General features: G+C 61.7%; 22 protein-coding genes. 2 read left to right on the top strand and 20 right to left on the bottom strand.

The genetic code is table 11. The annotated features are described in order from the left end of the window. Positions 1 to 18: 18 nt before the first annotated feature. The 10 genes from trbJ to DPM35_RS26125 form a co-directional block, all read right to left on the bottom strand. Positions 19 to 744: a P-type conjugative transfer protein TrbJ gene (gene trbJ / locus DPM35_RS26080; protein WP_112130082.1), complete on the bottom strand. Its 726-nt coding sequence runs from the start codon at positions 742 to 744 to the stop codon at positions 19 to 21. Continuing rightward, positions 741 to 3,191 carry a conjugal transfer protein TrbE gene (gene trbE / locus DPM35_RS26085; RefSeq protein WP_112130083.1) on the bottom strand — a complete coding sequence of 817 codons (2,451 nt, stop codon included), beginning with the start codon at positions 3,189 to 3,191 and terminating at the stop codon, positions 741 to 743. Before trbE ends, trbJ begins: the two co-directional genes overlap by 4 nt. Continuing rightward, positions 3,185 to 3,457 carry a VirB3 family type IV secretion system protein gene (locus DPM35_RS26090; RefSeq protein WP_112130084.1) on the bottom strand — a complete coding sequence of 91 codons (273 nt, stop codon included), beginning with the start codon at positions 3,455 to 3,457 and terminating at the stop codon, positions 3,185 to 3,187. Before DPM35_RS26090 ends, trbE begins: the two co-directional genes overlap by 7 nt. Further along, positions 3,454 to 3,765, bottom strand: coding sequence for a TrbC/VirB2 family type IV secretion system protein (locus tag DPM35_RS26095; RefSeq protein ID WP_112130085.1), 312 nt, complete (start codon positions 3,763 to 3,765; stop codon positions 3,454 to 3,456). The genes DPM35_RS26090 and DPM35_RS26095 overlap by 4 nt, the downstream gene beginning before the upstream one ends. 13 nt (positions 3,766 to 3,778) lie before the next feature. Continuing rightward, on the bottom strand, positions 3,779 to 4,747 hold the full coding sequence (gene trbB, locus DPM35_RS26100; protein ID WP_112130086.1) for a P-type conjugative transfer ATPase TrbB: 969 nt from the start codon (positions 4,745 to 4,747) through the stop codon (positions 3,779 to 3,781). After that, positions 4,744 to 5,157, bottom strand: coding sequence for a CopG family transcriptional regulator (locus tag DPM35_RS26105; RefSeq protein ID WP_112130087.1), 414 nt, complete (start codon positions 5,155 to 5,157; stop codon positions 4,744 to 4,746). Before DPM35_RS26105 ends, trbB begins: the two co-directional genes overlap by 4 nt. Before the next feature lie 120 nt (positions 5,158 to 5,277). Beyond that, positions 5,278 to 7,308, bottom strand: a complete 2,031-nt coding sequence (locus DPM35_RS26110; protein WP_112130088.1) for a conjugal transfer protein TraG — start codon at positions 7,306 to 7,308, stop codon at positions 5,278 to 5,280. A 700-nt stretch (positions 7,309 to 8,008) separates the two neighbouring features. Then, positions 8,009 to 8,116 (bottom strand): hypothetical protein, encoded by a 108-nt coding sequence (locus DPM35_RS33335; protein ID WP_425373418.1) that lies wholly within the window; start codon positions 8,114 to 8,116, stop codon positions 8,009 to 8,011. A 46-nt stretch (positions 8,117 to 8,162) separates the two neighbouring features. Next, the gene (locus DPM35_RS33155; protein WP_342633683.1) at positions 8,163 to 8,345 is read right to left on the bottom strand and encodes an isopentenyl transferase family protein; all 183 of its coding nucleotides are present in this window, start codon (positions 8,343 to 8,345) and stop codon (positions 8,163 to 8,165) included. A 302-nt stretch (positions 8,346 to 8,647) separates the two neighbouring features. After that, a complete protein-coding gene (locus tag DPM35_RS26125) occupies positions 8,648 to 9,664 on the bottom strand; it encodes a helix-turn-helix transcriptional regulator (protein ID WP_112130090.1) in 1,017 nt (338 codons plus the stop codon). Between the two features lie 194 nt (positions 9,665 to 9,858). Between DPM35_RS26125 and DPM35_RS26130 the strand changes: the two genes are divergently transcribed. Then, complete coding sequence (locus DPM35_RS26130) at positions 9,859 to 10,071, top strand: transposase (RefSeq protein ID WP_425373419.1); 213 nt, start codon at positions 9,859 to 9,861, stop codon at positions 10,069 to 10,071. 216 nt (positions 10,072 to 10,287) lie between these two features. Next, a complete protein-coding gene (locus DPM35_RS26135; RefSeq protein ID WP_073986507.1) occupies positions 10,288 to 11,304 on the top strand; it encodes a LysR family transcriptional regulator in 1,017 nt (338 codons plus the stop codon). 446 nt (positions 11,305 to 11,750) lie between these two features. Here DPM35_RS26135 and rlxS read toward each other — a convergent pair whose 3' ends face one another. From rlxS to DPM35_RS26185, 10 genes are all read right to left on the bottom strand, one after another. Then, complete coding sequence (gene rlxS, locus DPM35_RS26140; RefSeq protein WP_112130092.1) at positions 11,751 to 13,721, bottom strand: relaxase/mobilization nuclease RlxS; 1,971 nt, start codon at positions 13,719 to 13,721, stop codon at positions 11,751 to 11,753. A 397-nt stretch (positions 13,722 to 14,118) separates the two neighbouring features. Beyond that, a complete protein-coding gene (locus DPM35_RS26145) occupies positions 14,119 to 14,442 on the bottom strand; it encodes a hypothetical protein (RefSeq protein ID WP_112130093.1) in 324 nt (107 codons plus the stop codon). Between the two features lie 256 nt (positions 14,443 to 14,698). Beyond that, entirely contained in the window at positions 14,699 to 15,388 is a 690-nt protein-coding gene (locus DPM35_RS26150) for a lytic transglycosylase domain-containing protein (RefSeq protein ID WP_112130094.1), read from the bottom strand. Further along, positions 15,376 to 15,924 carry a S26 family signal peptidase gene (locus DPM35_RS26155; RefSeq protein ID WP_112130095.1) on the bottom strand — a complete coding sequence of 183 codons (549 nt, stop codon included), beginning with the start codon at positions 15,922 to 15,924 and terminating at the stop codon, positions 15,376 to 15,378. The genes DPM35_RS26150 and DPM35_RS26155 overlap by 13 nt, the downstream gene beginning before the upstream one ends. Further along, a complete protein-coding gene (locus tag DPM35_RS26160; RefSeq protein ID WP_112130096.1) occupies positions 15,921 to 16,166 on the bottom strand; it encodes a helix-turn-helix transcriptional regulator in 246 nt (81 codons plus the stop codon). Before DPM35_RS26160 ends, DPM35_RS26155 begins: the two co-directional genes overlap by 4 nt. A 144-nt stretch (positions 16,167 to 16,310) precedes the next feature. Then, positions 16,311 to 16,634, bottom strand: a complete 324-nt coding sequence (locus DPM35_RS26165; protein ID WP_059186375.1) for a DUF736 domain-containing protein — start codon at positions 16,632 to 16,634, stop codon at positions 16,311 to 16,313. Positions 16,635 to 17,172: 538 nt separating this feature from the next. Next, positions 17,173 to 18,903, bottom strand: a complete 1,731-nt coding sequence (locus DPM35_RS26170; RefSeq protein ID WP_112130097.1) for a ParB/RepB/Spo0J family partition protein — start codon at positions 18,901 to 18,903, stop codon at positions 17,173 to 17,175. An 88-nt stretch (positions 18,904 to 18,991) separates the two neighbouring features. Next, complete coding sequence (locus DPM35_RS26175; RefSeq protein ID WP_073986499.1) at positions 18,992 to 19,399, bottom strand: DUF2958 domain-containing protein; 408 nt, start codon at positions 19,397 to 19,399, stop codon at positions 18,992 to 18,994. A 144-nt stretch (positions 19,400 to 19,543) separates the two neighbouring features. Further along, positions 19,544 to 20,506, bottom strand: coding sequence for an ArdC family protein (locus DPM35_RS26180; protein ID WP_112130098.1), 963 nt, complete (start codon positions 20,504 to 20,506; stop codon positions 19,544 to 19,546). Between the two features lie 598 nt (positions 20,507 to 21,104). Continuing rightward, positions 21,105 to 22,199 (bottom strand): omptin family outer membrane protease, encoded by a 1,095-nt coding sequence (locus DPM35_RS26185; protein WP_245431645.1) that lies wholly within the window; start codon positions 22,197 to 22,199, stop codon positions 21,105 to 21,107. Positions 22,200 to 22,428: the final 229 nt, after the last annotated feature.

Raw genomic sequence — 22,428 nt, forward strand, 5'->3', positions numbered from 1 at the left:
CTTCTTGAAGAGTTGCGATCAGTTGCCGGGATAGGCCGTGCCAGAGCCCAGGAAGCGCTTCGTCGTCTCGCGAGCGGCTTCCTCGGACTGCGCCTTGCGCGCCGCATCCTCGGCTTCAGCCCGGAACTGCGTCGCAAGGAGCGTCTGGATCTGCATCTGCTGCTTGGTCGAAAGCGCGATCAGCTGATTGGTGGCCTGGCTTGCCTCAAGCGCGCCGGCAGCACCTTGGCTGCGATTGACGAGATCGGTAAGCAAGTCGCCGTCGCTGCGAACGTTCTCGACGATCTGCGACTGAACACCCATAGTCTGGCGGAAGGCCTGCATGGCGCTTTGCCATCGGTCGCGCGCGGCGCTCGCCACATCGCTGACCTTGATCGTAGCGTCGTAGCTTTCCGGATATTGCTGGCGCCACTGGCCCTGGAGCTTGTCGAGGTCAAAGCTCAGGCCACTCGCCTGATCCATCAAACCGTCGATCCGCTGGAGCGAACCGGTGAGCTGACCCACGGAGGAAAAGTCCAGGTGCTGAAGGTTGCGCGCCATGTTCTGCAGCATGATTGCCTGGTTCTGAAGCGACTGGATCTGGTTGTTGATCTGCTCCAATGCGCGTGCCGCCGACAGCACGTTTTGCGTATAGTTCGATGGATCGAAAACGATGAGGGCATAGGCCGGCTGGATGTAGTCGGCCATCGGCTTGGCGATCAGGGAAACGGTGACCAGGCTGGTGAAAAGGCGGCGTCCCATCATGACGATTGCTCCTTGTCTGGCTGCGGGAATTGCTGGAGAAGCTCGGCGGCCCAATCCAGGCCGCGTGCTCTCAGGAAGCGGGTGGCAAAGCTGCCCTGCCCGCCTTCGGACAGGATCGTGTCGATCAGGGCCTGAGTGGCTGGATCGGAAGCGCCGCAAAGCGCAAGTGCGATGGGACCCAAGCCCAGTTCGAAGAGACGATTGCCGCGGCGGGACTGCAGATAGTAGTGGCGCTTCGGCGTGGCACGGGCGATCAGCTCGATCTGCCGCTCGTTCAGGCCGAAGCGCTCATAGGCTGCCCGCGACTGCGGTTCGACCGCACGATCGTTGGGCAAAAAGATGCGCTGCGGGCAGCTCTCGATGATTGCGGGCGCGATCGACGAGCCAGCGATGTCCGCAAGCGACTGAGTGGCGAAAATGACCGAGACATTTTTCTTGCGCAACACCTTCAGCCATTCGCGGATGCGGGCGGCAAAAAGCGGGTTGTCGAGATAGACCCAAGCCTCATCGAGAATGAGCAGCGTAGGCCGCCCATCGAACCGCTCCTCGAGCCGATGGAAGAGGTAGGTAAGCACCGGCAGCACAGCGCCTTGGCTGTGCATCAGTTCCTCGGTCTCGAAGCACTGAACATCCGAGATCGCCAGTCGGTCATCGTCGGCATCGAGAAGCCGCCCGAAGGGACCGTCGAGCGTGTAGGGCATCAATGCTGATTTCAGGGCATTGGACTGAAGCAGGATACACAGGCCAGTGAGCGTGCGTTCCTGCGCAGGCGCGGTGGCGAGGCTGGTGAGCGCCGACCAGATCGCTTCCTTGGCCTCCGGTGTGACGGTGACGTTCTCATGGGCGATCAGGCCGGCGATCCATTCGGCCGCCCAGCTGCGGGTTGCCTCATCGTCAATGTCGCGCAACGGCTGGAAGGCAAGCGCACCGTCCGCGCCCAGCGCGTGGTGCTCTCCACCCATCGCATGTGTTGCCGCGCGCGCCGAATTGCCTTTGTCGAAGACATAGACATGAGCACCGGCGTAGCGGCGGAATTGCAAAGCGATGAGCGCCATCAGAACCGACTTGCCGGCACCGGTCGGACCGACGACCAGCATGTGGCCGACATCGCCAATGTGAGTGGACACCCGAAACGGCGTCGAGCCGCTGGTCTCGGCGAAGAAAAGCGGAGACGATTCTGTCCTGGTGACCTTGGCCAGATGTTCGTTATCCGCCGGACCGGCCCACACCGACGACAGTGGCATGAGATGGGAAAGATTCAGTGTGTGGATGAGCGGCTGGCGCACATTGGCATAGACATGACCCGGCAGCGAACCGAGCCATGCCTCGACCGCATGGACGCTTTCACGGATGGAGGCGAAGCCGAGCCCGTTGACAATGCGCTCGACGGCGCGAATTTTCTCTGCTGCAGCCTGGTGTTCCTTGTCCCATACCGTCACCGTTGTGGTGAGATAGCCGAAGCCGACGTGATCGCCTCCCAACGCCTGCAGGGCGGCATCGGCATCGAGCGCCTTGTTGTCGGCATCGCTATCGACGAGAGGGACTGGTTCGTTGCTGACCACCTCGCGCAGGATGGCAACGATCGACTTGCGCTTGGCAAACCACTGCCGGCGCAACCGCGTCAGCGTCTTGGTCGCTTCCGTCTTGTCGAGCGGGATGAAGCGCGTTACCCAACGATAGGCGAAATCCTGATGGTTGAGCGCGTCCAGGATTCCGGCACGCGTTGCGTTCGGGAATCCGAGGATGGTGAGAGTGCGCAGATGCTGTTCACCCAGCATCGGTTCCAACCCGCCGGTAAGTGGCGCATCGACCAGCACGCCGTCGAGATACATCGGCGTTTCCGGCACCGCGACCGGATGCCGGCGCGTCGAGATTGTGCTGTGCAGGTAAGTCAGCGTCTCGGCATCATCGAGCGCGCGCACCTCCGGCATGAAGCCCGAGAGAAGATCTAGAACCCGATCAGTCTGGTCTCGAAACCATGCCAGCTCTGCACGCCAATCTCTTGCCATTCCCGAACGATGGGAGTCGACGAGCGCGCTTTCTGCCCGAGCCTGGCTGTCTGGCGCCGGCATGAAGACCGACGTCAGATGGTAGCGACTCTCAAAGTGCGCGACCTTGCCTTCGAAGGCGGCGCGTCGTTCCTCGTCGACTAGCCAAGACGCCGCGTCGGGAAAGCGCGAGGTCGGATAGCCCAATGCCTCGACCCGCTCGGCCTCGAAGAACAATGCCCAGCCGGAGCCCAGCCTCCTCAGCGCATTGTTTGCCCGTGCGCAAATGCCGACAAGTTCGGCTTCAGTCGCGCTTTCGAGATCGGGGCCACGAAACCGCAACGTCCGCTGGAAGCTGCCGTCCTTGTTGAGCACGATGCCGGGCGCGACTAGCGCGGCCCAGGGCAGATGATCGGCAAGCCGATCGGCTTTGCCGCGGTATTCGGAAAGCTTCAGCATGCAAGCCAGCCCCTCTGCCGAAGATGACGGACGAGCACGCTGGCAAAGTCCGGATCGCGCCTTGCAGCAAAGACAGCGAGCGTATGTCCTGCGACCCAGAGCACCAGGCCGGCAATCCACTGCTGCAGGCCAAGGCCAATTGCCGCGGCCACGGTGCCATTGAGGATCGCCACCGCTCGCGGCGCGCCGCCAAGCAGGATCGGCTCGGTCAATGCCCGATGAACTGGAATCTCGAAGCCTTCGATATGCTGCTCTCCGCTGATCATCCCACAAGTGCCCCGCCACCGAAGGAGAAGAAGGAGAGGAAGAAACTCGAGGCCGCGAAGGCGATCGACAGACCGAAGACGATCTGGATCAGCCGGCGGAAACCGCCTGCGGTGTCACCGAAGGCAAGCGTCAGGCCGGTGGTGATGATGATGATCACCGCGACGATCTTGGCGACCGGCCCCTGTACCGACTCCAGGATCTGCTGAAGCGGTTGTTCCCAAGGCATGCCGGAACCGGCCGCATGGGCCTGGCCTGTAAGAAAAACCGCGAGCGCGATGGACGAAAGAAAGCGAAGCTTCTTACGCATGGGGTGTGACCTTTCAAAGCTGTTGGAGTTGCGGAAGCGTGAGCGGGGTGACGGCGTAGTCGCCGCTGCTGTCGAGACCAGTGACCTCGGCAATCGCGTCGATGCGGCGCGAGGATCCGCGCCCGGCGATGAAGACGATGAGATCGATGGCGTCGGCGATGAGCCGGCGGGGAACGGTCACGACGGCTTCCTGCGCGAGCTGCTCGATGCGGTAGAGGGCGGAGCGCGCTGAGTTAGCGTGAACGGTGGCGATGCCGCCGGGGTGCCCAGTGTTCCAAGCCTTCAACATATCGAGCGCTTCCGCGCCCCTGACTTCGCCAACGATGATGCGGTCCGGTCTAAGCCGCAGCGTCGAGCGCACGAGATCGGCAAGCGTGACTGAGCCCCGTCTGGTTCTCAGAGCGACACAATCCTTCGCCGGGCATTGCAGTTCGCGCGTGTCCTCGATCAGGATCACCCGCTCATTGCATTCGGCGACTTCTGCCAGCAGCGCATTGGCAAGCGTTGTCTTGCCCGACGATGTGCCGCCGGCAACCAGGACGTTGCGCCGTTCCCGGACCGCCTTCCTCAGCGCGTCCCTCTGCAGCGGCAGCATGACGCGATCGGCGACATAGTCGGCTAGCGTATAGAGTTTTGCCGCTGGCTTGCGGATGGCAAAACAGGGCGCCAGCACGACAGGCGGCAGCAAGCCTTCGAAGCGTTCGCCCGATGGCAATTCGGCGCTGACGATCGGATTGTCCTCATGCGCCTCGGCGCGCACATGGGAAGCAACGAGGCGGATGATGCGTTCGGCCTCGGAAGGGTGCATGTGCACGCCCGTATTGACCCGGCCCTCTCCCAGCCGGTCAAGCCGCAGCGCACCGTCCGGATTGACCATCACCTCGACGACCAATGGATCGGTCAGCGCCTCGGTGATTGCGCGACCCATGGCGGTGCGCAGCATGGTGCGGCGGCGATGATCGATTTCGGGATGGGAACTCATCCTTCCCCTCCTCTGCCGTTGTCGCCGCCAAGAGCACGTTTTCCCGAAGCGATCTGCCGACCGACTTGTTCGACGAACTTGTCGAAGCGCTCCTGCGCAATCGCCTGCGTCGCCTTATCTGGGACCGGCGTGTGTGCGTGAAGCGTGATCGAAAAGCGGATGAAGAGCGCCAGGCTTTCCAGGACAATCTCGACTTCGCGCCTGACATGGGCGAGGTCGCGGGAAAGGCGATCGAGCCTTTTCCCGTACCGCTGGTCGAGCTCGTTCTCGCCACGCCGCTCGATGAAGGCCGCGACCGCTTTTGCGACAATCGCCGATTTGGTCGCCGATGGATCGCGGCTGAGGTTCTCCAGCTTCTCGCTCAGAGCGGGCTCGAGCAGAAACTGATGACGGATGCGATGGGACTTCATGCGGCTCGTTCCAACGGGTCAGCGCGACTGCGCCGGCGGCGGGAAAGAGCATCGTCGAGATCATGGAAATCGTTTATGGGCGTTATCTACGCCGAGATACGCCTGAGGTGCGGAACACGTTCAGAAGCCGGGGATGATGTCCTTATCGTCGCCCCTTCCTTCGTTGAGGCCGTAGGCACGCGCTGTGGTCGAAATCCTGTCCATGACACGCTTATCGGTGGGTGCCTCGCTGTCATCGTCCGTCGGATTGAACAGGTCGTCTTGTTCAGGTTCTTTGACGCCGGCGGTGTGTTCTTCGGGCAGACCTGGATGGCGTTGCTGCTGAACGCCGCCCTCGTCTTCGGTTGCCGCACTGGCGCCTTCGTCACCAACAACAAGACGGCGATCCCCAGCGCGTAGCTGTCCGCTCCAATCATCAGCGCGCGGGGCGGGACAGTCCGCATAGGATCCGTCGCGCAGCACTGGCGAAGGCAGCACGCGCTCGGTGAAATTCTGATCCTCGTAGTAGCGGAGCTTCTTCGCGCGGATCGGTGGTAGCCCCGAGACCAACACCAGCTCATCAGAGGGCGGCAACTGCATCACCTCGCCCGGCGTCAACAGCGGGCGGGCGGTCTCCTGGCGGCTCACCATGACGTGCGAAAGCCACGGCGCCAGCCGATGGCCAGCATAGTTGCGCATCGACCTCAGTTCTGTCGCAGTTCCGAGTGCGTCCGAAATGCGCTTGGCCGTACGCTCGTCATTGGAGGAAAAGGCGATACGCACATGGCAGTTGTCGAGAATGGCGTTGTTCTCGCCATAAGCTTTTGAAATCTGGTTCAAGGATTGCGCGATCAGGTAGGCGCGGATGCCGTAGCCGGCCATGAAGGCCAGCGCGGTCTCGAAGAAGTCGAGGCGGCCGAGCGCCGGGAATTCGTCCAGCATCATAAGAAGCTGATGTTTGCGGCTCTTCTTTGGATCGCCCTCCAGCCGCTCCGTCAGCCGCCTCCCGATCTGATTGAGCACCAATCGCACCAGCGGTTTGGTGCGCGAGATATCCGACGGGGGCACGACAAGGTATAGCGATATCGGCCGCTCAGCATCCATAAGGTCGGCAATGCGCCAGTCGCAGGCGGATGTTGCCGCGGCCACCGTCGGATCGCGATAAAGTCCAAGAAACGACATGGCGGTCGAAAGAACGCCCGAGCGCTCGTTTTCTGATTTGTTAAGCACCTCACGGGCCGCCGAGGCCACGACCGGGTGGACCTGTGGTTTGTCCACCGTGCCGAGGTGGTTGGTCGTCATCATTCGCTGCAGTGTTGCGGCAAACGAGCGTTGAGGATCCGACAGGAAGGTGGCGACACGGGCAAGCGTCTTTTCCTCTTCGGCGTAGAGCACGTGCAAGATGGTGCCCACCAGGAGTGAATGGCTGGTCTTCTCCCAATGATTACGTCGCTCCAGCGCGCCTTCTGGATCGACGAGGATGTCGGCGATATTCTGGACGTCGCGAACCTCGTTCGGGCCCCTGCGCACTTCCAGCAACGGATTGTAGCGCGCCGATCTTGGATCTGTGGGATTGAATAGAAGGCAGTGCGAGAACTTCGACCGCCAGCCGGACGTTAGTTGCCAGTTCTCGCCCTTGATGTCGTGAATGACGGCCGAGCCAGTCCAGGAAAGAAGCGTTGGAACCACCAGTCCTACACCCTTACCCGAACGCGTCGGGGCAAACGCCATGACATGTTCCGGCCCGCCATGGCGCAGATATCGGTCCTTCAGCTTGCCGAGGAAAACGCCGGCCGGCCGAAACAGCCCTGCCTTCTCAATCTCCCCCACTGCGGCCCATCGCGAGGAGCCGTAGGTCGTTACCAGCCCACTCTGCCGAGCGCGCCAGAGAGAACCGGCGATCGCAGCGGCGCACCCCAGGAACCCACTGGCACCCGCAAGCGCGCCGGCCTTGTCGAAGACCTCCGGCGCATAAGCATCGAAATGGAACCACCATTCGAAAAGTTTCCAAGGCTTGTATATGGGCCAGCCAGCCACCACGAACCATGGCGCGCCGAGGGCTGGCTGATCGCTCAGCATGCGGGCGCACCATTGTGTTGCTGTCCATACGCCGGTGGCGACGATGACTAACACAATGACGATCTGCCCAATCAGAAGCTTCGTGGGTGTCAATTTTGTCCACCGTCTTAGACCGGTGGATAACATCGCGCCGGTTAATGGGAACCGGAACGCATCTTAGGTACGATTGAGTGCGAGGACACAACTCTTAGGGAGGACGCCGCTCGATAGAAGAATCTCGTGAGGTCATCGATCCCGCCCGCACCGAACTGAAGCTGTCAGCCTGGGAGCGAGGTCCGCATATTGAGGTGTTTGGCTGGGGCAAGTGCCATTGCATTGCTCTGGACGGTCGCCACTGCCTCGGCGAAAATCGAAGGTACTATCTCCATCTAGGCGAGCGCAACGAGCCGATGAGCTGTCCAGGTCGTGGTTTACCGCCCCAAGCCCTCGCTTCCAGACAATACAAAGCACAGCCGCAGAGTAAACGATCTGCATAAACAAAGCGCAGAGTGCCGCCTGCACCAGGACAGCAGTGAAAGAGCCAGTTAGATAGAATGTGGCAACCGCGAAAACGACCAAAATCCCGATCATGCCGGTCAAAAAGCGAGCCGCGTGCATTATCAATCCCCATTGCCCAGATGGTACGCGACCGCGCTTTGTCGTGTTAGCCGCAAAGTTTGATCTCTTTGTTCTAATGGAGAAGCACGCGGTTGGAACAATGGATTGATTCGATGCGAGCTATCGATGCCATGGATGACTGTCCTCCCGACGCGTGGAAGCTACGATTTCCAGGGAGATCTTGCCTGGCGAGGATCTAATGGCGAGCCTTTCCGTTACGCGCCGCTTGGCGCGCGTCACGACCAAGGCGCAGACGCTTGATGTGCCATCGAAACCCGGCATCCCAATAAGGCCTTCTGGCCATGCAATTCAGAAGCGAGATCGACCCGCCTTCGAGGATAAGGCCAGACCTAGACTAGCGGGACTCCACTTCCACTATGAGCTGGAGATGGGCGGCCCCCAGCCTCGATCAGGCCGGCACCGAGCGGGCGCAAATCCAAATAAATTCGCTCGGTGGGTGGCAACTCCGGCTGCAAAGGACGCCCGCTGCCGGTGACGATTTGAGGGCAGCATTGTACACGATCCAGCGCGATAACGGGTCACCCGTCTCCCGTGCATTTCGCAGTACTGCAGGTTGCCCAAAGATTAGATGAATCAGCATATTCTTTGCTTGCGGGCTTTATCGGACCTATCCCGCCGATAGAGCGTCAGTCCGACCTTCAGACCAAAGCCGCGAAAGACGCGGCGGATGCTCATCTCGACGTCGTGGCGACGTGAGAGGCAGGAACAGCAAAAAAGTTCGCCGACCAGAGGGTTATCTGCGTGAAATGGCCATCGTCCGCCTCGCGCAACCGGTTATGCTGTTTGTCGCGCGAGCGCCTTCGTCACCGCCTTGTCAGAACGAGTTTCGAGAATGGGATCCGCAGACGCGTTTCCTCGTCTCGGAGGGATTTTCTCCATAGTGTGCCCTATAAACAGCGGCGAACCTTCCGAATTGAAAGAATCCCCATTTCAGGCAGATTTCCTTCATGAGCATACGGTTCCCCGGATCGAGCAGGTCCTCGCGTGCCGCCTGTAACCGAAGCATCTGTAGGTAGGCTGCAGGCGTTGTATTCTTGAAAGCACGAAAACCCGCTTCGAGTGCTCTGGTGGAAACACCCGCTGCGTTTGCCACCATTGGCATTGTAATCGGCTGATTTACGTTGGCGCGCATGAACTCGATCCCGCGGCGGATGTGGCCGGGAGCAATCATGTGGGGCTTCTTATTCAGTAAATGTGATAATCGATGAGGCACCATCCTTATCACGAGATCGGCTAGCGCCTGCGTCATATGATGCATGGCTATGGGACTCTGATGCAGGGGACCATTATGACGTAATCCGTCGATGATCGCCTCCGTAAGATTGCCGATAGTCCGGCCAACTGGTGTTGACAGACCCACTTCAGGCAACAGGTCGAGTGAGCCGTTAAACGGCAAATCGAAAGTTTCGCCCACGGTCCGTTGGATCAAAGACCAATTAAGCACCAACTCATCTATTAAATTGGATTGCCCTTGTATCGAGACGCTGTCCCATTCGAAATTCCTGTAAAGAAGCAATTTCCCTTCTCGGGCCTCGGCCATGCGGGAGCCGTAGGTGACCCCCATCCCGCCTCTGCGCGGCACCACGATCGATAGACGCTCTGTTGCGTCCGAACTCCACTGAGCGCGGAACTGAAACCCGGTCTGATGCGAGCCGGTAATCAGTGCTGCACTTTCACAACCTGCAAGATCGAGCGCCCAATGGAAGTTTTCAGCACGACCGACGAGATCGGCGTCGAATGCGCCGAAAACCGCTCCGAGGGACTCGATCATGCTATCGAACGTCGAGCCACGATATCGAAAAACGGCATCCCCTGCGCAATTTTCCATCATGCATCTCCAGCCTCAGAATTGCTGCGCTTTGCTACCGGTTCAATGGCCGTGCCGCTGGTGGCGTAGGATTCGGTCGCTGAAGCCAACTCTACCACCAGATCTCACACCCGCCACGAGCGACGATACGTCGCCGCCGTTATGCTTTTCCAGCCGTCGGACGCAAGAAGATCACAGCTGCGTTTGAAGGCGGGCGCATCGCATCGGATGGCGGCGTCATACTTCTGGCCGGCGTCGAGCGGCGTCTGCGACTGGCCGACCGGCTTGCGGCTGCGATCCACGATCCGCGTCACCCGCAGCAGGTGACGCACGCCATTGCCGACATCCTGCGCGGCCGCAGCCGTCGACCTCCAAAGGCTCTCGAAGGCCAAGCTACCGGCACGGGACAAGCTCGACCGTTCACTCGCTGAAAATCGGCGGCACCAGTAATGGATGGATGACTCGCGTTGCCTGATCGCCATGCCCAATCGGAATGCGCAATATTCGAATTACGCATTCAATGTGCGATTTACGAACAAAAACTCCATACGCGGTCTCCGCGCTGTGAAAATGTCAACATGTATTACTAATGAAGAATGACGTTAGGTTTGGTGGCACAGATCCACGTTATGGATAGATAGAGAGACATGCGGTTCCAGGGACTTGATCTTAATCTCCTAGTCGTGCTCGACGCTTTGATGGCCGAGCGTAAGCTCACGGCGGCGGCACGCAGCATCAATCTCAGCCAGCCGGCCATGAGCGCCGCCGTCGCCCGGCTGCGCGCCTATTTCCAAGATGAGCTTTTTACGATGGCTGGCCGCGAATTTATCCCGACGCCGCGGGCGGAAGGTCTCGCGCCTGCGGTGCGCGAGGCTCTGCTGCAAGTTCAGCTCTCCATTATTTCCCCGCAGCGGTTTGATCCGACCCAATCGGATCGTCGCTTCAGAATCGCGCTTTCCGATTACGTCACATTGGTATTTTTTGAAAAGGTCGTGGAGCGTGTGGCGCGGGAAGCTCCCGGCGTCAGTTTCGAATTTTTCCCCCCGGCCGACGACAGTGAAAATCTGCTCCGGCGCGGCGATATCGATCTTGTCATTCTGCCGGAAATATTTATGCCGAACTCTCATCCTCGTGCGAGGTTGTTCGACGACCTACACGTGTGCGTCGGCTGTCGCTCGAACAGGCAGCTGTCGGAGCCACTTACATTCGAAAGATACATGTCGATGGGGCATGTTGTGGTCCAGTTCGGGGATAGCCTGAGGCTAGGCCTTGAGGAACGCTATTTGCGCGAGCACGCTCGCAAGAGACGCATCGATGTCGTCGTACACGGTTACAGTATGATTCCTCTCATGCTGTCCAACACCGAGCGTATAGGCACTATGCCCTTACGGCTGGCGCAGCATTTCATGAAAACAATACCCATGCGAATCGCCGAGCTTCCGATGCCGCAACACCTTCCGTTCACGGAGGCCGTTCAATGGCCTGCGCTTCACAACAGTGACCCGGCAAGCCTCTGGATGCGCGACATGCTATTCCAGGAAGCGTCCCGTATGGTCTCGCCGCTTGACACAGCCGAGGCCCTCATCGACCCGGACCAGCACGAATGTTACCGCCTCATTGGTGAAGCAGCCTCAAGCTGCGGCGCGCTTGTTCCTCATGAATGACAACGTGTGGTAACCCGACCGATATGCGGGGGACCGCATTCCGCACCCACGCATTCCTCTACAGAACAACTGCTGGCACAAATTCAGCCTCGAACATTTGACCGCTGCCCTCCCAGGTACTTTGCCAGTCAGCATGCTCTTTGCGAGCGACGGCCGCGGCAAGAAGCCCGGAACGGCAGTTAAATGATGAACGACCAAGGGAGGCAGCGGTCGCCACGTGACTTGATGCAGCCAGTCGAACCTCTTGACCCTTCTTGATGCCTTCCTGCACCACTCGTGTGCCGTCGATTTCGTCAATTGGTAGTTCTCTAGTGCAGCACGGCTATCAATTCGCAAAATCGATTGTTTGGATAACGCGCTCTACGCTATCAATTTGGATATAGGCCGTTGGCCGCGTCTAGGGTTTAAAGTGCACACCGAGAAATGCGTTGACCGCATAGCGAGGTTCAAGACACGCTCGGCCCGCTCCTCTGCCGCCCGACGGTCCAGGAAATCCCCTCGGCGCGCACGACGCCGGAGACCTCCTTGCCGGTATGCCGCTCCAGCACCGGTCGCCATGGCACCAGCGTGAACTCACGCGACTTCTCAACAACAGCGTATCTGCCGCTGGCGAGCTCAACCGAACGGCGCAGCGTGCCGTTTACCGGATCTCCAGGCCGAGCTTCGGAATATGCGAGCCCAAGCTCGTCCGACAGCTGACCTGCAATCCGGTTCAGCTCGCGCTGGCGCAGAAGCGAAATCATGTTGGCGCGATAGACGATCCGGTCGTGATCTTCCTGCGCGAGGCGTTGAGTAATCAGCCACTGTCGCCGCCGGGCTAACGCTTCCCGTACCTCACGCCCGAAGCCGGATCCGCGCAAGCTCTCCGGCGTTTCGGAAACCAATTCATGGTCGATCCAGGTGGCGCCGTCAAAACTGACCTGCTGTTCCAGCGTCAATGAGGAGAGCTTGTCGACAACGACAGGCTCGGCCCTCGCCCTCTGACGCTCGTAGTCCGCGACGCGGTCGAGATGATCGGGCGCGATGATCCAGGTGCCGTCCGGCTCGCGTTCGACGCTGTTGGTCGCGCGGCGAATCGCCTCCAGCCGCCGCACATGGGTTTCGGCAAAGCGGTCGGTGGCGGATGGATCATGCTGCAGGTGAATATCGACGTTGTAACGCCCGCCATTGGCCGAGGCGATGTCAGCGACCGTTCGGTCGACTTGCCTCGGGCCGATGCTCCTCGGTGTGACACGCACTATGCAGCCGTCGGGCGTCGGTTGTGTCGCCTCGCCCTTGCCGATGTCGATGTAACTGGTGCTGCCGTCGATGCCGTCCACAATCAGATAGTGACGGTCGCTGATCTCGTCGGCGAGGCCGCGGGCGACCACGCGACCGACAATAGGCTGAGCCTCCTGTCCTCCCGATCGATCGTGGACAATGTAATCTGCGGCACTGCGCGTAAGCCCCTTACCGGTCAGCTCGCGGTGCATGGTCTTGATGATATCGCCGCGCTCGCCGATGCGACGGAGCGTTGCTTCAAGTTCATTGTCCAGGCGCCAGCGACCCGGACCGACCTCCTCAGCCAGGCCCATCCGCTCGAGCTTGCGCAGTCGACCCTGGTGCAGCGTCTGCCGAAACGCGTCGCGGCTGGCCGGCAAGACATGCCCCTCCTCGTCGCGCATGCTGAGCAGACGCCGGTCGATGCCGGTGAAGCGTTCCTGTTCCATCTCGTGCCGCAAGCGCTGCTCGATCTCGCGGTCGGTGCGCGGGCCGAGGTCGAGGCTGACCAGTTCGGCCGCGCGCTCCCGCAAACCCGATGAGATGTAGTCCCGAGCGATGACCAGATTTTCGCCGCGATCATCCTTGCCGCGGACGATGATATGGGTGTGCGGATGGCCGGTGTTGAAATGGTCGACGGCGACCCAGTCGAGCTTCGTGCCGATGTCTTTTTCCATCTGCGCCATGAGGCGACGGGTCAGCGGCTTGAGGTCGTCATACTCGATGCCGTCCTCGGGTGCGACGATGAAGCGGAACTGATGCCGGTCGCCTCCCGCACGTTCGAGGAAGGCCTTGCCGTCGACCCGGTCACTATCGACCCCGTAGAGGGCGCCAGGCTCGCCCTCGCGGGTGACGCCGTCGCGCTGGAGATAGCGCAGGTGCGCACGCGCCCCGTCGACGCCCTTTCCGGCCAGCTTGACGACGCGCGCCTTAACGACGACGCGACGCTGACGGAAGGCCGCATGGCGATCGCGCGATCCGAGGATCGCGGCAGCCGCGCCGCCGCGCCCGGTCCGGCTTCCTGTGAAGCGGCCACGCGGGACCTTGCCGCCGGCGCGATTGATGGCGGCACGGATCTGGCCGACATAGCGCTTGCCGGCCTTCGAACCGCGGGATCCGATCTTGCCGAGTCTCGGTCTGAATTCATCATCTTGCATCGGAGCCTCTAAGGGATTTGCAGCAAAATCAGAGGCTTGCGCGAATAAGCGCTCCAAGGACTGGAAGGAGCCTCCGGAAGAAACGATGTGCAGACAAAGACTTAGCCGCCTCTTGGAGGCGGCACCTTTATCTTGCCTTCCCCATTTTACACCTATCTACCTGCAACAATTCATCAATATCAACCGTTCAAATCCGGCTCGATCGCAGTAAAGACGGCATGATTCATTTCAGTCGTAGATAAGCCAAGCCTACGGGCGGATTGTTGCCTCCGGCGATCCATGCGCTAGTTCGAGCTCGGCGCCTAACGCCGGGCAACGCGCCGCCGAGATGCGCGATCGGAATTCCGCGGTGGCGACATAGGACGAGAGGCGGCGGATGCCGCCTCTCGTCTCGATTTTAGCGGCGATCCTTAAGCTCGCGGATCACCGCCTTGACCTCATAGTCGCCGATCTTGGTGCGGCGTTGCGCCACTAGGATGCTGACAGCCGTTTGGTTCGCCTCGATCGCCTGGATCGCCTCCTCCATGTCGGCATACGGCCGGAGGTTTTCGATGGCGATGACGTCGCCGTTCTCGTCATAGCCGCCGTGGAGATACATCGGCGCCCGCTCCAGGCGCGAAAGCGCCCATTCCGCCTCATGGATGAGAAGGAAGCCCAGCTTGCGCTGCCGCCAGTATTCTGTGCTGCCGCCATCGATGGTGACGATGTTGCGATGTGTCATGGAAATCTCCTTTCGTTCTCTGACGGAAGGAGCCCGCACCGGCGCATCGAGGGGTCAAGGATCGCTTTAGCGACCGCAACGCGGCGAGCGGGGGAGCCGATTTTGTCGGCGGGCGCCGGCAAAATTGGGGGGACCGCTCGTCCTTGACGCCGCAGAGGCGGTGCCACAATGGGCAGTCAGAGAGAGATAGCCCACGGCCCCGACCGGGGCCGTGTCCGTATCCGGCGACCAGCCGGCGCAGTGCCCTCCCACCACGTCAATGGCTGCCGTCCGGCCGCGCTGATCCCCCTGGCGGAGACCCGAGCGGCACCAGAATTTCGTCGCTCGAACCACCCGCAGAGGCGCCATCTTTCAGGAAAAACAATTCGCGCCCGGAGGAGATTTTCGGCGCTTTTGGCAGGCGATGTTTGCCCTTGAACGCATCCATGTCGGCCGCCGAGACACCCGCCGCCTTAAGCTGTTTGAGATACAAAACCGTCTCTTTGGGCAGCGGCTTGCGACGCCGCAGATGGTAAGCGTAGCGATCCGGCCCGGCGTTGTAGGCTGCGAACAGGCCGGGAAAACCGAAGCGGTCATACATGGCGCGCAGATAGGCTGTGCCGGCCAGAATGTTATCGCGCGGATCGTGCGGATCGGCTCCGAGCCCATGCTCAGCGCGCAGTTCCTCATAGGTGTCGGGCATGACCTGCATCAGCCCGATCGCACCGGCGCGGGAGGTAATCGGCCGGCCGTTGAGCATCGTCTGCCCACGGCTTTCGGCATTCATGACGGCATAAATCCAAGCCTCAGGAACACTGAAGCGCCGGCTTGCCTCGGCAACAAACTCTTGCCATCTTGCCAACTGCGGACCTTGGGAGATGACGGCCGGCTGCGCACCGGTCGCGGCGGAACAGGCGCATGGTGCGATCGACACCATGCTCAGGATCAGGAGGGTTACTCGGTCCATAGCGGCACGAGCCTCCCGATGATATTGGCGGCCGGCACCGGCCCGAAATACCGGCTGTCGAACGAGCCGGGAGCTTGGCCATTGATCAGAAAGACCTCGTCACGGCCGAGCGCGCGGCATTCGTTCCACCACGGCAAGGTTCGGCCTTGCGTGTCGACCGGAACGCGGCGGGCGACGATCTCGCCGCCGACGATGATGGCGTCATTGAATGCGCAGACTTGCTCGCCAGGCAGTGCCGCGATGCGCTTCACCAGCGGCACATTGCGGGGCAGATAACCGCGTTGGTCGGCGAGTTGAGCGACCATTTTCGGCAAGCGGGCCAGCACGAAATCGCCGGTGCGAGGTCCACTAAGGCCAAGGCCGTAGAGCCCGATTGGCGCGCTGGCCGAACCATTCCAGACCAGTACGGGCGCCGGCTTGGCGAAAGCGGCGAAGCCGATCAGGCCAAGGCCGATGCTTGCCGCGGCAAGCGTCTTGCGGGCGCGGATGCGCCGCAAACGGCTGCCGATCGGATGGAGGGAAGGCCGTGCGATCATGACCGGCCCCCGCGATTGTCATCGGCGTCGGAGCCCTGCGGCCGGCCTTTCGACCAGGCGTCGAGCTCGTCGATGTGGTAGCGGACGAAGCGGCCGTGCTTGCGAAATTGCGGGCCGCCGCCCTTGAGCCGCATCTTTTCCAGCGTGCGCTGGGACAGCCCGACATAGAAAGCCGCCTGCGCTGTGTTGAGGAACGGGCTGCCCTTCTTGGCGCGGGCGGCGCGTTCGTTTTCGTCGTCCATGATGATCCTCGTTTCGTCGGCTGAAGACGGCGGCGAGGATCGGCGAGCGGGAGCGCTTGCGGGACGGGCGAAGAGTCAACGGCGAGTTTTCGCCGCCCTTGGGGACGGGGAGCCCCCGCGCCGGTGGCGCGGGGGCCTGTTGCGTCAGTCGGCCGGGTTCCAGATGATGGCGAAGGTGTCGTCGTCATCCTGGCCGGCGGCGCGGCCGAGATTGGCGTAGAGTTTTCTCGGGCCAAACTCGGGGGCTGCGATCGACAGGCTCACATAGTCCTTGCCGGAAGCCTCGCCGATCCGGGTCCAGCCCGCACCCACCTCGACGCCTTGCGTCAGCACCCGGAAGTCGGGGTGGTTGTCGGCGCTCTTTGACTGATTGGGCACGATGGCGATGTCGGCGCGGACGCTGAGCGTCTTGAGCTGGCCCTTGTAACCGCCATTGTCCTGCTTGGTGACGTATCCGATCGCGGTCATGTTAGTCTCCTTTTGCTTGTCGCCGGGGACCATTCCCCTGCGATGGCGGACCGTGATGGGCGCGTCCGGCCCGCCCGAACCTCAAAAGGCCGCAGCGACAGCGGAGGACCCGAGCGGGCAGCTTTTTTGAAGCGAAGCGGGCGCGAGGAGCCGCCGCAGGCGGCGGGGAAAAAAGCTGCTGGCCGAGGGTTTCGGGCGGGCCGGATCCGCCCATAGGTCATCAAGCCAGCGGCAGGGGAATGGTCTTGGGCACCAAGCAAAAGGAGATGTCGCCAAGACGCGGTCGCGGCAGCCAGGCGGAAGCTAGGCGAGGACAGGTTTGCGGACGCTCCAGCGCCGTGCCAGCGCTATCGTGCTTAAGCACAAAGCGCCAGATTGCCGCCACGGGCGGTGCTTTCGGAAGTCCGGTCGGGCGATGCGTGTGGCTGAAACCGGACCGGCGTTGCGGTCTCGCAGCAGACGTTGCCGAGGCTCGATGCAGCACATTTATGCGGACGAGCGACGACGCCGGGAACGTCGCCGCCCGCATTGCCAAGGATCATTCTGACACAAACAGCGTCTGGACCTTCGCCCACTGATCGGCGGTGCGGAAACCGCCGCGGTTGGTGTAGCTCGACACCGGGAATGCCATCCAGCGCGGCAGCCAGCCGTCGACTTTCTGCCTGCCGTTTTCGCCGGCGAGGAAGTCGCGAATGATCTTCTTTTGCGTCTTCACCTTCTCCGAAGAATTGCCATCGGCGACGACCCTGCCGCCGATATCGGCGAGGATTTCGTTGGCGACATGCCTGTCGCGCAACAGATCGAAGAAGGCATCGTCCGGCTGCCACCAGCCGTGCATATCGAGACCAAGATGGTTGCCGAGCGCCTCGACGATGGCGCTGCCTGCGCTGAGCGTTTCTGCCATGACGAGAGCCAGGACGCGGAGCACATCGTCATCCGGGAGCGCCAGCAGGCGAGCGAAGACGCTGGCCAGCGCGAAGTCGTCGCCATTGCCACCGGTCACCGGACCATCCTCATCCAGCGTGCCGAGCAAGGCCAAAACCGTGCGCTGCTTCTCTGCGAAAGCGGCTTGCGCCTTGCAAGCGGCGACGCTGGCGGCCACCGCCTCGTTGGCGGCGCGCTGCGGCTCGACACGCACGGTCCACAGGCTCGACCCGACGATGGCGTGGGCCAGCATCAGCCGCAGCGCGACGCCCGGATGATCGAGCAGCGCGGTGCGGACGGCGGCGTGGCGGTGCAGATCGACATAGTTCTGCAGCGGCCCGGTCAACTCGGGCCGTGACGGTTTGGCCGGCGGTTCGGCTTCATCTGCCGTCTCACCTTCTGCGCGGGCGCGGCGCGCTTCCTTGCGCGACAGATAGCCTTCGTGCGCCTCGACCTCGCCGCGCTGCGAGACGGTGATGATCACCTTGCCGCCCTTCTTCTTCGGCGTCTTTTCATAGTCCCACGAATGGAAATATTGGCCGGGTTCGAGCGCGACTACTTGCGCCCAACCGGCTTCCAGATAAGCCTCGCGCGTGGCGGCAATCGCCTCGTTCTGCTTTTGCCAGAAGAGGTCGGCATCGGCGAAATAGCTCTCCTCGCCGAACAGGTCCGACACGATCAGGCCGGGATAGTCTGCGATCGGGAACAGCGCCACCTTGGTCGCGATCGACTGGCCGCCGAACAGCCATTGCTTCAACTGCCAGCCGCGCGGGGCTCGGCTGTCGGGATCGGCAAACAGCGCCAGCCAGTCCTTCTGCTGTGCTTTTGAGGCCATGGTCAGATAGCGCACAGTCTCTTTGTCGATCTCCTCGCGGCGATAGGCTTCGCGGATCTTGGGCAAGAGATCGCCGAGCGCCAGAATGCGCTTCACTTGAGGCTCGGTAAGGCCGAAAGTGGCGGCGATATCGGCAATGCTGCGCCCCTCCTTGATGAGGCGGGTGAACGTTTCCCATTGCGAGACTTCGTCGGGGTCCTCACGGGCGATGTTCTCGATCAGCGAGGCTTCGAGCGCATCGGCGTCGTCGCCGTCTTCCATGATGGCGCAGGGCAGCGGTTCGGCCTCGCCGCGCTCGTCGGCGACTGTTTTGGCCGCGAAATAGCGCCGCCGTCCGGCGACGATTTCGAAGGTATCGGGTGTGCCGTTGGGCCGGATCAGAAGCGGCACCAGCACGCCGCGCGCCCTGACCGACGGCAGGATGTCGGATATGTCGGGCGCGCGCTTGGAATGTCGCATGTTGATGGCGGACACGCTCAACTGGTCGATGGAAACGTGGGCAAGCTGCATTTCTCTTCTCCTTTGTCTGGGCTTGAAAAGCCCCACCGCGAGGCCGAAGGCCGAGCGGCGGGCGGTTTTTGCGCCAAAGCGGCGCGGGTCATTCCGCCTCCTCGGGCGGAAGCTCTGGCGTTGGGATCTCGAGAGCGGCGGCAGCCTGCCGCAAAAGGCGTTCGGCCTCGGTGATGTGGCCGGAAGCCCTAGCGGCTTCGGCGTAGACCGAGAGCGGAAACCGCGCACGAAAATAGAGATCGCGTTCGATGCCGAGGCCAAGCGGTCCCTTGACCGCTTGCAGTTCGGCGAGGCTGACGCTGCCCAATTCCGGGAAGCCGAAGCCGAGATCGCAAAGCCCGAACAGCGTGTCGCCGTCGGCGTCGAGTTCGCTCAGAAGCCAAGTCGCCGCACCTGTCGGATTGAAGAGCTTCACGACCGGGACATGGTCGGTTTCGATTTCGGCGGCACCATTGGCGAGCAGGCGGGCGCGCAATTCGTCGGTGATCAGGATCATGGCAAAGCTTCCTTTCAGGATAGGTTGGACCGGGTCAGAACAGCTCAAGCCGGTCGCGCGTTGTGGTCGGGCGGACGCCTGGAACCAGCATCTGCTCGCCTTCTGGCGTCGGCTCGCTTTGCAGCGGAATGGGATCGGGAGCGCTCATGCCGCGACCCCTTCCGGGCTCTCGCTCTCGGCGTAAGCCTGAAAGGCGAGCAGGAAATCGGCGGCTTTCGAGGCAAGGCTTGCAGCACGAAAAATCGCGCGGTTGTCCTCGCGCAAAACCTCCAGCCAAGAGGCGATGTAGTCGGCATGGCGCACGGTCGGGGTGATGCCGAGGCTCGAGCAGGTGAAGGCAGCCGTGATCTCGGCGACCAGTTCCTCGCGCGCATAAAGTTTGGTGCCGAATGAGCCGGAGAGATCACGCGCAAGCCGCGTGGGGTGCCCGGTCCAGTGGCCAAGTTCGTGGAAGCAGGTTCGGTAATAATTGATCTGCTCGAAGAAAGCGGGCTGCGGCGGCAGCTGAACGAAGTCGGCAGACGGCATGTAAAAAGCACGGTCGCCGCCGATGCGGATATCAGCGCCAGACGCTCGAACAAGCGCCTCGGCCTGCGGGATGATCTGGCGTTCGGGCAGCGGTTCGGGCTGGCTGTAAAGATGCTCGGGCAATCCCTCGCATTGCGCGACATTGAAGACGGTGAAGCGCTTGAGAAACGGCACCGCCTGCGGCTCGGTATCCTCGGCTAAAGCGCGCTCCTTCTCGGTCTTCGGTATGAAGCGGTCGGCATGCACGATGGTCGTGCCGTGCTCGCCTTTCCTGACGTTGCCACCAAGGGAAAGCGCCTGCCGGAAGGTGAGCCAGCTCTGGCCCGGATAGCCATTCTCGATGACCGCGCCCCACAGGATCAGGATATTGATGCCGGAATAGCCGCGCCCCGTGGCGGCATTCTTCGGCAGCCCAAGGCTGGCCTTGGCGCTGCCCCAAGGCTTCACCCAAGGCACGCAACCCCGCTCCAGATCGGCGATGATGCGGTCCGTGATCTCGGAATAAAGGCTGGCCCTTTGCGGCTCGCTCTTCTTGTCGCCAACTTCTCCGCTAGCGCTATGTTTGCCGGTTTTGCGCATGACTTGACCTCCGCTCGCCAATCTCGCCGCGCCCTTCCCCGGAAAGCGGGGTGGGCGGCGAAAAACGACCGGAAAGGCCCGCCGTCAGAGGTGGCCTGCATCCGCAGGACCGGAACGCGAGTGGAGGACCCTGAGCGGAACGCGAAGGGTTGCGGGCCGCCGCGGCGGGCCTAGAAGGGAGAGCCGCCCACACCGCGCCGCCGGGAAGGCCAACTAAAAAGGACAGCGCCGCCCAAAGGGCGGCGGCCGTCTCAGCCCGTAAGGGCTGCCCGCGCCAGGGGGCGAAGCCGAATGGCCGAGACCGCCTGAGCTTGCCGAAGACAAGCGGGCTCGGTTCACGAGCACCCGGCGCGCGCCATAGGCGCGCGGGCGCCGCGATTGCTCCTGGTCGGAACGAAACCGATGGTCCGCACAGCGGCTGCGATGCTGTCGGGCGGCCACAGCGATCCTTGCGATCGGCCTTGACGCGTCCGGTCAGTACTTGAGGCGAATGCGGGATCAGGCCCGGAAGCGATCGAAGCGCCGCGGAACGCCGCGCGATGAAGCCAAAGAAGTCGCGCTCAACATCGGGCTCTCAGGCACTCGAGCGAAACTGGACTCAAAAGGCAGCCTTGAGGCCGAAGGACACCGACATGACCTGGAAAGCCGACGCGACGGTGTTTTCCCACTGGCCGTTGAACTTGCCATTGAACTTGCCGGGGACGGTGGCGTAGCTCCTTTCGTCGCCGCGGGTTTGGAACACCCGGTCGAAGGACCCGCGCAGGTACAGCGAGGCAGATGGCGTGACCGCGTAGCTGACCGCGACATCGGCTCCCATGGTCGGCGCTGTGTATAAGTCGTGGTAAATACGACGTTCGCCCCAGTGATCGTCGATGTCTTCAAAGCCGATTGTCAGGCCGGCTCGAATGCCGCCGCTGACGGAAAGGTCGCCGATCACATGCTGGCCGCTCAGGCTAAGGAATCCGATCGGAATCTTTTGGCGATTGCTCACGACCTTACGATCGCCGGGCCAGATTGGATGGCGGTCGCGAAATAGGGGATCGCCGCTCGATTCGATGCCGTACCCCCCATAGGCCGTCCATTTGACGTCGGTATAACGAAAGCCCGCGCCGATGGCGAAACTGCTGGTGCCGGTGCTAGCGACGATCCGGTCAAGTTGGATGGAGCCGCTGAAATAGTGGTTCAGGTTGGTGTCGGGCATAACCGCACGGCCGCTCCAATCGCTGTGGAGCTTGCTGGCCCAGTCGCGATCGAGCATGTGCCCGTCGCCGCCCGCACCGATATCGAACCTGCTCTTCACGCTCCAGTCCTGGTCGATGTACGCGTCGAGACCGATCGTAAGCAGAGTGACCTCTATACTCTTCCAGTCGAGTTGGCTGGCCTTGTGATTGTGCCACTCACCGGAGTTCCAGTAGAGAAATTCCTGGCCCCTGATATCGGCAAGACCGATTTCGCCGGAAAGGACGACGTTACCATAGTTGAAGTGAAAGGGACCATTGCCTGCGAGAGCGTTGCAGGGCATCAACGACAACAGGCAGGATGTAACAAAGGCTTTAACGCTGCAGATGCGATTTGCGCACTGCCGCTCGTGCGGTTCGCACCTCCAGGCCGCTGCGGTTGAAGTACCGCTGAGGCTTGCGCATAGCGAAGCAGGCGGCGTTTTCCTGTCCAGCGGCGTTTGAGGATGCAGCATCGTTTCTTTTCTCCTTTTTTGATAGGTTCAAGGTCGCTCACCAACCTGAAATCCGTGGCGCGAACGCACCTGGTTGGCCGGAGGCAAGGGCGGGAAAGCAATAGCGATGCGGCATCCGCCACGTTAACGGGATCGGGAAGGGAGCATGGTCGGTTCGCAGCGGTTTGGATGGGCTACGCAATTGCCAGGCCAAATCCGAAACGGCTCCTGACAGCGTGGTCACTCGGAC

Origin of the sequence: Mesorhizobium atlanticum, from assembly GCF_003289965.1 — a bacterium.
GTDB lineage: Bacteria > Pseudomonadota > Alphaproteobacteria > Rhizobiales > Rhizobiaceae > Mesorhizobium > Mesorhizobium atlanticum.